We start from the raw sequence: 12,248 nt of genomic DNA, 5'->3' as shown, positions 1-12,248 counted from the left end.
GCGCTATAGACGCCGCCCAAAAGGCAAGGCCAACCGGTACCTATGGCGAAAATCTCCCTGAAGCTCGATGAACTGATCGACGGCGAAGCCTTGCGCCGCGAGATGACCGCGCTGACGACGGCCACGGGCGGCGACGGTTCCGGAGCGGCCGCGCGGGCCGGCGTTCTCCAGCTTCTCAAGGCCCGGCTTGGCGAAGGCCGCAAGATCGCCGAGGCCATGCTGAAGGAAGATGGCGGCGGCAACGCCTGTGCCGAGCGGCTGTCGCATCTGATGGATGAACTGATCCAGGCGCTCTACGATTTCGCGGCGACGCATGTCTACCGGGTGAAGAACCGTTCGTCGGCCGAACGCATGGCCGTCGTCGCGGTCGGCGGCTATGGCCGCGGCACGCTGGCGCCGGGATCCGACATCGATCTGCTGTTCCTCTTGCCCTACAAGCAGACGCCGTGGGGCGAACAGACTGTCGAATACATGCTCTACATGCTGTGGGATCTGGGCCTAAAGGTCGGCCACGCCACCCGCAACATCGATGAGTGCCTGCGGCTGTCACGCACCGACATCACCATCCGCACATCGATCCTGGAAGCGCGCTTCCTGTGGGGCGAACGCAAGCTCTACGAGGAGCTGATGCTGCGCTTCGACCACGAGGTGGTGCGCACCACCGGTCCGGAATATGTCCAGGCCAAGCTCGCCGAGCGCGACGAGCGCCACGCCAAGGCCGGCGAGAGCCGTTATCTGGTCGAGCCCAATGTCAAGGACGGCAAGGGCGGCCTGCGCGACCTGCAGACGCTGTTCTGGATCGGCAAATATTTCTACCGGGTGCGCACCGGCGAGGAATTGGTCGAAAAGGGCGTCTTCACCGAAGCCGAGTACCGCGAGTTCCAGAAGGCCGAGGACTTCCTGTGGGCGGTGCGTTGCCACATGCATTTCCTCACCGGCAAGGCCGAGGAGCGGCTGCATTTCGACATCCAGCGCGAGATCGCCGAGCGGCTGGGTTACACCACCCATCCCGGCCTGTCGGCGGTCGAACGCTTCATGAAGCACTACTTCCTCGTCGCCAAGGATGTCGGCGACCTGACCCGCATCTTCTGCGCCGCGCTCGAGGAGGAGCAGGCCAAGCACGTGCCGGGCTTCAACCGCATCTTCCTCACCTTCCAGCGCCGCAAGCGCAAGCTCGCCGGCACTTCCGATTTCATCGTCGACAACCACCGCATCAACATCGCCGACGATCAGGTGTTCGAACGCGATCCGGTCAATCTGCTCAGGCTGTTCTGGTTCGCCGACAAGCACGGGCTGGAGTTCCACCCCGATGCGCTGAAGCTGCTGACGCGCTCGCTCGGCCTGATCAACAAGTCGCTGCGGCGCGATGAGGAGGCCAACCGGCTGTTCCTCGACATATTGACCTCGGACCGCAACGCCGAACTCAATCTGCGGCGCATGAACGAGGCCGGGTTGCTGGGCAGGCTGATCCCCGATTTCGGCAAGATCGTCGCCATGATGCAGTTCTCGATGTATCACCACTATACGGTCGACGAGCACCTGATCCGCTGCATCGGCGTGCTGGCAGAAATCGAACGCGGCGATGGCGAGAAGGTGCATCCGCTGGCGCATTCGCTGATGCCCGGCCTGAAGAAGAGCCGCGAGGCGCTTTATGTCGCCGTGTTGCTGCACGACATCGCCAAGGGCAGGCCGGAGGATCACTCCGAGGCCGGCGCCCGCATCGCACGGCGCATTGGCCCACATATGGGGCTGTCGCCGGCAGACACTGAAACGGTCGCCTGGCTGGTCGAAAACCACCTCGTGATGTCGATGACGGCGCAGACGCGCGATCTCAACGACCGCAAGACGATCGAGGATTTCGCGTCGGTCGTGCAATCGGTCGAGCGGCTGAAGATGCTCCTGATCCTCACCGTCTGCGACATCAGGGGCGTTGGACCGGGTGTGTGGAACGGCTGGAAGGGCCAGTTGCTGCGCACGCTTTATTACGAGACCGAACTGCTCCTGACTGGCGGCTTTTCGGAAGTGTCGCGCGCGCAGCGCACGGCGGCGGCGCGCGAGCGCCTGGCCGAGGCACTCGCTGACTGGCCCGACAAGGCCCGCAAGCGCTATGTCGGGCTGCACTATGAGAACTACCTGCTGGCCGTGGACCTGCCGGACCAGATTCGCCACGCCGAATTCATCCGCGAGGCGGACGCGTCGGGCAACAAGCTCGCCACCATGGTCAAGACCCACCAGTTCGAGGCGGTGACCGAAATCACCGTTTTGGCGCAGGACCATCCCCGTCTTCTCTCGGTCATTGCCGGGGCATGCGCCGGGGCCGGCGGCAACATCGTCGACGCGCAGATCTTCACCACCTCTGATGGCCGCGCGCTGGACACGATCCTGATCTCACGCGAATTCGACCGCGACGAGGACGAGCGCCGGCGCGCCGAGCGCGTCGGCCGGCTGATCGAGGACGTGCTGTCGGGCAAGAGCTGGCTGCCGGAGATGATCGAGAAGCGCACCAAGCCAAGGCGCGGATCCAAGGTGTTCAAGATCCCGCCACGCGCCGAGATCCGCAACGCACTGTCGAACCGCTTTTCGGTCATCGAGGTCGAGGGCCTCGATCGCCCGGGCCTGCTGTCGGAGATCACCGGCACGCTGTCCGACCTGTCGCTCGACATCGCCTCGGCACACATCACCACTTTCGGCGAAAAGGTCATCGACACCTTCTATGTCACCGACCTCACCGGGCAGAAGATCGACAGCCCGGCCCGCACCGCCACCATCCGCAACCGGCTGATGGCGACGCTCGAAGGCATCGCGCCCGAACGCGGCGGCAAGGCCAAGGCGGCCGCCGAGTGACTGCCATCCTCACTTTGTCCCAATCGCACAGGCAGTCTTCGAACGCATGAGCCTCGTCAAGAAATTCGCTACGGTCGCTTCCGGCACGCTGATGAGCCGCGCGCTTGGCTTTGGCCGCGAGATGCTGATGGCGGCAGCACTCGGCACCGGACCGGTGGCCGACGCCTTCAACGCCGCCTTCCAGTTTCCCAACACCTTTCGCCGGCTGTTCGCCGAAGGCGCCTTCAACGCCGCTTTCGTGCCGCTGTTTGCCAAGGAGATCGAAACGCACGGCACCGACGGCGCCAAGCGCTTCTCGGAGGAAGTGTTCGGCGTGCTGTTCTCGGCGCTTCTGGCGCTGACCATCGTCATGGAACTGGCGATGCCGCTGATCGTGCGTTACCTGGTGGCGCCGGGCTTTGCCGACACGCCGGGCAAGTTCGAGACGACTGTCGCACTGGCGACGATCATGTTCCCGTATCTGATCTGCATGTCGCTCGCCGCCATGATGGCCGGCATGCTGAACTCGCTGCGCCGTTATTTCGCGGCTGCGATCGCGCCGGCGTTCCTCAACATCATCCTGATCAGCGTGCTGGGCTATGCCTGGTATCATGGGCTGGATGCCCGTGCTGTCGGCTTCAGCCTGTCCTGGGGCGTGCTGGCGGCGGGCCTCGTGCAACTTGCCATCGTCTGGGTGGCGGTGCGCAATGCCGGCATCTCGATCGGCTTCCGCCGGCCGAAGATGACGCCGAACGTCAAGCGCCTGCTGATCCTGGCGCTGCCGGCGGCGATCACCGGCGGCATCACCCAGATCAACCAGCTGATCGGCACGGCGATCGCGTCGGCGCAAGACAGCGCCGTGTCCTCGCTCGCCTATGCCGACCGCGTCTATCAGTTGCCGCTTGGTGTCGTCGGCGTGGCGGTGGCGATCGTGCTGTTGCCGGAGCTGTCGCGGGCGCTGAAATCGGGCAATCTCATCGAGGCGGCCAATCTGCAGAACCGCTCGGTCGAGTTCACCTTGTTCATGACCTTGCCGGCGGCGGCAGCGCTCTGGGTGATGGCGGAGCCGATCGTGCGGCTGGTCTATGAGCGCGGCGCGTTTGCAGCCAACCATTCGACCCCGACGGTGGCGGCGATCCTGGCGATCTTCGGCCTTGGCCTGCCCGCCTTCGTGCTGATCAAGGCCTTCACCCCCGGCTATTTCGCCCGCGAGGACACCCGCACGCCGATGATCTTCGCCGCCATCTCGGTGGCGGTGAACGTCGCCACCGCGCTGACGCTGTTTCCCAGGATGGGCGCACCCGGCATTGCAGTCGCCTCAGCCGTGGCCGGCTGGGTCAACGCGCTGATGCTGCTTGCCGTCTTGATCCGGCGCGGCCATTGGGGCCGCGACGTGCCGCTCCTGAAACGCATTCCCCGGCTGGTGCTGTCGGCCGCGGTGATGGCGGTGGCGCTGTATTTCGCCGAGCATTGGCTTGCCGTCAGGCTCGGCCCCGGCTCGCCGCTGGTCGTCAAGGCGACGACGCTGCTGGCGCTGGTGGCCGGCGGGGCGCTGCTCTACTTCGTCACCGCGTTTGCCACCGGCGGCGCCGATTTCGGCATGATCCGGCGCAATGTCGGGCGCAAGGGAGTGCCGGCCGCAAAGACCGGCATCGACGACTAGAGCCTCAGTCGACATATAGCTCCATCTTGATCGTGGCGGCGTCTTCGTCCATAAGCGCGCCGTCGCAAGACTTTCGCCGCGCGCGGTTTCCAGCCGCATGATTGGCTCCAAAAAGTCTGCAACTTTTTGGAATCATGCTTATACGGCCCTCCACAAGCCATGAGGAAACCCATGCCCGCCTTCAAGCCCCTCGTCTTCTCCGGCGTCCAGCCGACCGGCAATCTGCATCTCGGCAACTATCTCGGCGCCATCAAGAAGTTCGTCGCCCTGCAGGACACGTCCGACTGCATCTATTGCGTCGTCGACCTGCATTCGCTCACCGCGCAACTGGTCCATGACGACCTTGCCGACCAGACGCGCTCGATCACCGCGGCGTTCCTCGCTTCCGGCATCGACCCGAAGAAGCACATCGTCTTCAACCAGTCACGGGTGATGCAGCATGCCGAGCTAGCCTGGATCTTCAATTGCGTCGCGCGCATCGGCTGGATGAACAAGATGACGCAGTTCAAGGACAAGGCCGGCAAGGACCGCGAAAATGCCTCGCTGGGCCTGCTCGCCTATCCCTCGCTGATGGCTGCCGACATCCTGCTCTACCGCGCCACGCATGTGCCGGTGGGCGAGGACCAGAAGCAGCATCTGGAACTGACCCGCGACATCGCGCAGAAATTCAACAATGATTTCTCGGGCCGCATCGCCCGCCTTGGCGTCGGCGTCGAGATGCAGGTCGGCGAGGAGACGGTGAACGGCTTCTTCCCGATCACCGAACCGGTCATCGGCGGCCCGGCGGCGCGCATCATGAGCCTGCGCGACGGGTCGAAGAAGATGTCGAAGTCGGACCCGTCGGACCTGTCGCGCATCAATCTGACCGACGATGCCGACACCATCTCGAAGAAGATCCGCAAGGCCAAGACCGACCCGGAGGCCTTGCCGAGCGAAGTCGACGGGCTGGAAAGCCGGCCGGAAGCGGAAAACCTGGTCGGCATCTATGCCGGGCTGGCCGAGATGTCGAAGGCCGACGTGCTGAAGGAATTCGGCGGTCAGCAGTTTTCGGTGTTCAAGCCGGCGCTGGCCGACCTTGCGGTGGAGAAGCTGGCGCCGATCGCCGGCGAGATGCGCCGCATCGAAGGCGACCGAACCTATGTCGACGCGGTGCTCAAGGATGGCGGCGAACGAGCCGGCGTGCTGGCCGAAACGACGATGAAGACAGTGCGCGACATCATCGGCCTGCTTCAAGGCTGATCCCGACCGTCAGTGCACCGCACCATACTGGCATAAGGCCGGCGGCTTGCCGCCGGTCCGCCGCGGTGGCAGATTGCGGCCGAAATGACACCAGGTAGATAGACATGGTCTCCAAACGCCTCAGCCGCGAAGCCGGTCATCGCAGGAAATTCCTGACGATCATCGACGACACGCCCGAGTGCGAGCGCGCCGTCGCCTACGCCTCGAAGCGGGCGCAGAGCACCAGCGGCACGCTGGTGCTGCTCTATGTCATCGTGCCGGACGATTTCCAGCACTGGCTAGGCGTCGAGAAGATCATGCGCGAAGAGGCGAACGCCACGGCGCGCGCGGCCCTGGACGGCTACGCCAACAAGGTGCGCCAGAAGCTCGGCATCGAGCCGGAGATGGTGGTGCGCGAAGGCAAGCCGACGGAAGAGATCCACAAGCTGATCGAAGAAGACCAGGACATTGCCATTCTGGTGCTGGCGGCCGGCGCCGGCAAGGAAGGCCCTGGACCGCTGGTCGGCGCCGTGGCCGGCAAGGGCGCCGCCTTTCCCATTCCGGTGACCGTGGTGCCGCAGAATCTGTCGGACGAGGAGATCGACAGCCTCGCCTGAGGTATGCAGATATTCAGGTCAAGCCGGCCTGCAAATGGCGGTTCCCTGCGCTTCCCCGTTCTACTGCGTCGCAGTAGAACTGTGCTCACCTACTTCCGGTACGCTCCGCTCCGGTTCTCGTAAGTCACCATTTTCGGCGTGGCCTGACCTGAATCTCAACACACTGCAAGGTGTCTTGAGAGCGCAAAAACATTCCGCCAGCCAACCGTTCGGGCGATGCGTTTCGCTTGAATGTCCAGCCGATAGAGCCTATTTAGAATTATTCCAAACTGGTTGCCCGAAACGGGCACGGAGACGGCCATGTTCATCCAGACCGAATCGACACCCAATCCGGCGACGCTGAAATTCCTGCCCGGCAAGGAAGTGCTGCTCGAAGGCACAGCCGATTTCCGCGATGCCGACAGTGCGGCAACGGCCTCGCCGCTGGCCGGCCGGCTGTTCGAGATTCCCGGCGTCACCGGCGTTTTCTTCGGCTACGATTTCATCACCGTGACCAAGGACGGCCCCGACTGGCAACACCTGAAGCCGGCGATCCTTGGCGCCATCATGGAGCATTTCATGTCCGGCGCGCCTGTCATGGCCAAGGCCGGCCCGGCCGCCGAGACCAGCCAGACCGGTGAATTCTACGACAAGGCTGACGAGGAACTCGTCATCACCATCAAGGAGTTGCTCGACACGCGGGTGCGCCCGGCGGTGGCCCAGGATGGCGGCGACATCACCTTCCGCGGCTTCGAGAACGGCACCGTATTCCTGCACATGAAGGGCGCCTGCGCCGGTTGCCCGTCATCGACGGCAACGCTGAAGCACGGCATCCAGAATCTGCTCCGGCATTTCGTGCCCGAAGTGCAGCAGGTCGAACAGGTCTCCTGACCGCTCCATACGGACATCATCCAAACTCCAAACAACAAAAAACCGGGCCGAATTGCCCGGTTTTCTGTTTGGGACGTCCGTTGTTGCCTAGACGGTCCGCGTACGAAACGTGTCTGACCATGATCCCGCGAGGGATCGTGGTCCCTTACATCACGATGACCTTGGCGCCGACCGAGGCGCGGTCATAGAGATCGATGATGTCCTGGTTCATCAGGCGGATACAGCCAGACGACATCGCCTTGCCGATCGAATTCCATTCCGGGCTGCCGTGCAGCCGGTAACCCATGTCGCCGCCCTTGTTGAACAGATACATGGCGCGCGCGCCGAGCGGGTTCTTCAGACCGGGCTCCATGCCGTCGGCGAACTTCTCCAGTTCCGGCTGGCGCCTGATCATTTCACGGGGCGGCGTCCAGGTCGGCCATTCGCGCTTCAGCGCGATATGGGCGGTACCATGCCACTCGAAGCCCTCGCGGCCGACGCCGATGCCGTAGCGGATCGCCAGGCCGTCGCCCTCGACGAAATAGAGGAACTTGTTCTGCGTATCGACGATGATGGTGCCCGGCTTTTCCTTGGTGTCGTAGTTCACTTCCTGCCGGTGGAACTGCCTTGGCACTTTTTCGATCGGGATGCGTGGCAGTTGGTAGCCAGCATCGGTCACCGCGCCGTAGTCGTTGGAGAAGATCTGCCCGCCAATGGTGCTGCAACCGGCGATGGCCGTGGACAGCGCCAATGCGGCAATTATTGCAAGCGACTTCATGCGCATGAGATGATCCGGAGCCCCGCCCAAAGGTCAGCGGCACGAGTCGACCGCTTTCTTGCCATCATTCATGCTGGCATTTGCTTTGCTTGCCAAGCGCACGATGCCTATATGCGTGGCCTTACCCGCTGGTAAGCGTATTACTATGGCATTTCGGCAACAGCCCTCACCGGATTGTGAAGTAAATTCAATGCGGGCGACATCAAACGGTTACCTGGAATCGAGGATCAGTCATGAATGTCGGCGACGCTGCCCACCGTTCAGGCCTGCCGGCCAAGACCATCCGCTACTATGAGGAGATCGGCCTGATCGCGCCGGCGCGCGCCGCCAACGGCTACCGCGATTATTCCGGCGACGATATCCACCGGCTGGCCTTCCTGCGCCGCGCGCGCAACCTCGGCTTTTCCATCGATGATTGCCGCCAGTTGATGGCGCTCTACCAGGATCGCGGCCGCGCCAGCGCCGACGTACGCGAGATCGCCGCCGCCCATGTCACGGCGATCGAGGAAAAGGTGCGCGAGCTGCAGTCGATGCGCACGACCCTGCAGAAACTGATCCACGCCTGCCATGGCGACAACAGGCCGGACTGCCCGATCCTGGATGACATGGCAGGGGCTGCGGCGCCTGGCGAAAGGGCCGTTTCATAGCAAGGGCTGGCGGAAGTCAAACCTATGAGGAAGTCCGGCCGGGTCCCGTGGAACAAGGGACTTCAGTCTTATTTGCGCGATTGCTAATATACGTATAGGTTAATCGACGCGGGGACAATCACACCCAAAAGCCCACACCCGCAATGGCCGGTGCAGCCCCCCTATAAACCCAAGCCAAGCTGCGCCGGCCATTTCGCCAGCCATGTTCCCTTACGTCAGCCTTCATATGCCGACTAACTAAAGTAACGGAACATCCAATGGACATTAACGGAACCTAAACGGTCCCCTCAGACCTTTGCGCTATACACGCAAGACCTTAGTCCTGCCATTCTCTAACAAAGAACGGAAGTTGATAGGCACGACATAGGGCCGTTCCGCAAAGGATCAATACCAGACTGCACTCAGCCGAATATTGCGCGATCACGGAAGGCAGCTTCAGGCCGGGCCGGTTTGTACATTTGACAAACCCCGGGTTGTATATTTGACAGACATCGTCGCGTGAGCGATCGCGCCTTGGACGCGCCGCTTGCCAGTCCCCTCGTAGGAACGACCCGGCACGCTCAGTCGGGGGGACATGGGGTCGTGCCGGGTCGTTGCGGGTCAGGCTTTTGGGATCGTCTCCCGCACGACCAAACCTATATACATATTAGGAATAGCTCAATTAAGACTGAAGTCCCGTCCACGGACTGCCTAGTTGTAAAGGCAGCACCTGCGCTGGCGCTGATTCACGGGATGAAGTCGACTTCATTCCTACTGGCAGCAGTTCCTGCGGTCTCCAATCGGTCACCTATCGAAGGCGATTGTATATTTGACAGGCCCGATACACCCGAAAGAAGTCAGGACCGGTTCTTGAAGACTTGATTTGAAGGGCATATCGTCGCCTCAAGGGGCTTGGTGACGCAATGTTGAACGACGATAAGGGCGAGCGGCTTTGGGCATTGGACCTTGACGCTCTGCGCAAGGCTTTCGAAACATACGTTCGAGAGCACAAAACAACGGCCGCGGAGTGGGGGGAACACGCCAAGCGGTTCCTCGAAAAACAACGAGTTCGCCAGGGCGAATCGCGCTGATCCCAGCCGTAGGGATCGCACCGGCCTTGTGGTGTTCCACTGGATTAAAGCTCGACTTCGCTCCTGCCGATTCCCCACGGACCGCCATTCGGTCGTAGGGTTGTCAAATATACAATCCCTATCGCCAGGCGATCGTACATTTGACAGACCCAATCGGCCTCAGATGTTTCTACTTTCCTTGCGCCAGTGAGAGCCGGTGGGGATCACCGAAAAGGATGTGTCGTTCATCCGCTGGTTTGGGGCTGGATCGAAGTAGCGGGCGACGGATTGCTCTTCCCGCCGACAGCCTCCGCTAACCGAATATCCAAGTAACCCATCATAGCCATGACTAGAGCGAATATGCGCATGAGCGTAACCGGTCTGATCCGGAATCTCTGTCGCAGGAAAAAGCAAACGACAAATCCCATGCCCGCGGGTACTACGGCAATTAATAGTATCGCGTCGACGCTCGCATTTAGCCCCCCTTCCCCAAGTAGGAGCTAAGTCATAGCGCGAACTGCCCGCCTTGTTGAAGGGGGCGGGCCGCATTCATCCGCTGGGGTTCGCCCTCGAAGCCCTTGTCTTTCAGCCAGTTCCAGCCACGGCCTTTGCGGGTTTCGAGGTCGGTCCAATAATAGGCAGCTGCCAGGATGGCTGGAATACCGATGCCGAGGACGAGCACAAACCCTATGGGGCCAAACCAATAGAGGGCCTGAAGCATGGCCGCACCAAGGATTACGGTTCCAGCGAAACAACGGAAACAGCGCGTAGGGAGCATGGCTGATTTTGTAGCACAGGTACCGCTGCCCGCTATCCGGGTTTGTCAAATATATAATCGCCATCGCCCGAGGGGTTCAAACCGTGAACAAAATCTGGCATGGTGGCTGCCATGCCGATCATTTCCCCCATCGCAATCAACCCCCTCATTGACGGCCGCCAATCCGAACGCGCCATGCTGGTGCGGCGCGGCGTGCAGCGGCTGCTCATGGAAATGGGCGCGCATGTGCTGCCTGAATTGTCGCTGGCCACCGGCCGCCGCGCCGACCTCGTGGCGCTGACCCGGCAGGGCGACATCTGGATCATCGAGATCAAATCCTCGATCGAGGATTTCAAGGTCGACCGCAAATGGCCCGACTACCGGCTGCATTCCGACCGCTTCTTCTTCGCCACCCATCCCGGCGTGCCGGCGGAAATCTTCCCGGAAGAGTGCGGCTTCATCCTGTCCGACGGCTACGGCGCCGAAATCCTGCGCGACGCGCCGGAGCATCGCATGGCGGCGGCAACGCGCAAGGCGCTGATGCTGCGCATCGCGCGGGCCGGCGCGGCGCGGTTGCTGGCGGCGGAACTGGCTGGTGTGTCGGTGCCGGCGCTGGAGGGGGAGAGCGAATAGTTCGTTGTCCGCCCCTACTCCGTCTCGTCTCCCACCCCACCCGCAGCCGGCGCCATCAGCAGCACGGCGGCGCCGAGGATGGCGGCGATGAAGGAACCGGCAAGGATGCCGACCTTGACCGCGTCCTGCAGTGCGACATCGCCGGCGAAGGCGAGCAGGCCGATGAACAGGCTCATGGTGAAGCCGATGCCGCAGAGCAGCGAGATGCCGACCATATGCGACCAGCCGGCATGGGCCGGCAGATCGGCCAGGCCGAGCCTTATGGCAAGTGCGGAGGAGCCGAACACGCCGACCAGCTTGCCGACCACGAGGCCTGCAGCGACACCCAGCGTCAGTGGCTCGATCAGCGCGCCAAAGCTGAGGCCGGCGAGCGAAACGCCGGCATTGGCGAAGCCGAAGATGGGAATGACGAAGAACGGCACGATTTTGTGCAGGCCATGCTCGAGCCGATGCAGCGGCGAGTGGTCGAGGTCGTGGCCGATCCCGGCGGAGCGTTCGAGCGGAATGGTCAGCGCCAGCGCAACGCCGGCAAGCGTGGCGTGGACGCCCGATTTCAGCACCAGCACCCACAGGATGGCGCCGAGCACGAGATAGGGCACCAATGTCATCACCCGCATGCGGTTGAGCCCGATGAGCACCGCAATGACGGCGAAGGCGGCGCCGAGATAGGCCAGCGACAGGCCGCCGGTGTAGAAGATGGCGATGATGATGACGGCGCCGAGGTCGTCGATGATGGCGAGCGCGGTCAGGAAGACTTTCAGCGACGCCGGCACGCGGCTGCCGAGCAGCGACAGCACGCCAAGCGCGAAGGCGATGTCGGTGGCGGTCGGGATCGCCCAGCCGGAGAGGGCCGGTCCGTTGTTGCGGTTGATGGCGACATAGACCAGCGCCGGCACCAGCATGCCACCGGCTGCCGCGATGCCGGGCAGGACGCGGCGTGGCCAGGTCGACAGCTGGCCGTCCAGCATCTCGCGCTTGATCTCCAGCCCGACGAGCAGGAAGAACACCGCCATCAGCCCGTCATTGACCCAGTGCGAGACGCTGAGCGGGCCGAGATAGGCATGGAGAACGGAGAAATAGGTTTCGGCAAGCGGCGAATTGGCGACGATCAGCGCGAGCGCGGCGGCCACCATCAGGATGATGCCACCAGCCGCCTCGCTGTCGAGAAATTCGCGGAAAACGGAAACCGGCCGCTGCTTCAGATCCTGCATGTC

The 12,248-nt window shown here is 62.7% G+C and carries 10 protein-coding genes; 7 read left to right on the top strand and 3 right to left on the bottom strand.

Annotated features, from left to right (window positions below):
* Positions 1 to 42: 42 nt before the first annotated feature.
* From AC1D05_RS12280 to AC1D05_RS12260, 5 genes are all read left to right on the top strand, one after another.
* Positions 43 to 2,844, top strand: a complete 2,802-nt coding sequence (locus AC1D05_RS12280) for a [protein-PII] uridylyltransferase (RefSeq protein WP_477440976.1) — start codon at positions 43 to 45, stop codon at positions 2,842 to 2,844.
* A gap of 46 nt (positions 2,845 to 2,890) precedes the next feature.
* Entirely contained in the window at positions 2,891 to 4,486 is a 1,596-nt protein-coding gene (murJ, locus tag AC1D05_RS12275; RefSeq protein WP_477440975.1) for a murein biosynthesis integral membrane protein MurJ, read from the top strand.
* A gap of 171 nt (positions 4,487 to 4,657) precedes the next feature.
* Positions 4,658 to 5,725 (top strand): tryptophan--tRNA ligase, encoded by a 1,068-nt coding sequence (gene trpS, locus AC1D05_RS12270; RefSeq protein WP_477440974.1) that lies wholly within the window; start codon positions 4,658 to 4,660, stop codon positions 5,723 to 5,725.
* Positions 5,726 to 5,829: 104 nt separating this feature from the next.
* Entirely contained in the window at positions 5,830 to 6,321 is a 492-nt protein-coding gene (locus AC1D05_RS12265; protein WP_010913128.1) for a universal stress protein, read from the top strand.
* A 300-nt stretch (positions 6,322 to 6,621) separates the two neighbouring features.
* A complete protein-coding gene (locus AC1D05_RS12260) occupies positions 6,622 to 7,191 on the top strand; it encodes a NifU family protein (protein ID WP_172220273.1) in 570 nt (189 codons plus the stop codon).
* Between the two features lie 145 nt (positions 7,192 to 7,336).
* Here AC1D05_RS12260 and AC1D05_RS12255 read toward each other — a convergent pair whose 3' ends face one another.
* Positions 7,337 to 7,954: a L,D-transpeptidase gene (locus AC1D05_RS12255; RefSeq protein ID WP_172220276.1), complete on the bottom strand. Its 618-nt coding sequence runs from the start codon at positions 7,952 to 7,954 to the stop codon at positions 7,337 to 7,339.
* A 227-nt stretch (positions 7,955 to 8,181) separates the two neighbouring features.
* On the opposite strand from AC1D05_RS12255, the gene cueR reads away from it, so the two are divergent.
* A complete protein-coding gene (gene cueR / locus AC1D05_RS12250; protein WP_477440973.1) occupies positions 8,182 to 8,595 on the top strand; it encodes a Cu(I)-responsive transcriptional regulator in 414 nt (137 codons plus the stop codon).
* Positions 8,596 to 10,149: 1,554 nt separating this feature from the next.
* Here the strand turns inward: cueR and AC1D05_RS12245 are convergent.
* Positions 10,150 to 10,365, bottom strand: a complete 216-nt coding sequence (locus AC1D05_RS12245) for a hypothetical protein (protein ID WP_477440972.1) — start codon at positions 10,363 to 10,365, stop codon at positions 10,150 to 10,152.
* Between the two features lie 168 nt (positions 10,366 to 10,533).
* Between AC1D05_RS12245 and AC1D05_RS12240 the strand changes: the two genes are divergently transcribed.
* Positions 10,534 to 11,034: an MmcB family DNA repair protein gene (locus tag AC1D05_RS12240; RefSeq protein ID WP_477440971.1), complete on the top strand. Its 501-nt coding sequence runs from the start codon at positions 10,534 to 10,536 to the stop codon at positions 11,032 to 11,034.
* A 14-nt stretch (positions 11,035 to 11,048) separates the two neighbouring features.
* On the opposite strand, the gene nhaA is transcribed toward AC1D05_RS12240, so the two are convergent.
* Positions 11,049 to 12,245 (bottom strand): Na+/H+ antiporter NhaA, encoded by a 1,197-nt coding sequence (gene nhaA, locus AC1D05_RS12235; RefSeq protein WP_477440970.1) that lies wholly within the window; start codon positions 12,243 to 12,245, stop codon positions 11,049 to 11,051.
* Positions 12,246 to 12,248 lie beyond the last annotated feature (3 nt).

The sequence above is a fragment of the Mesorhizobium sp. P2_E9 genome (assembly GCF_056403815.1).
This window is presented reverse-complemented; position numbering and strand designations above follow the sequence as displayed.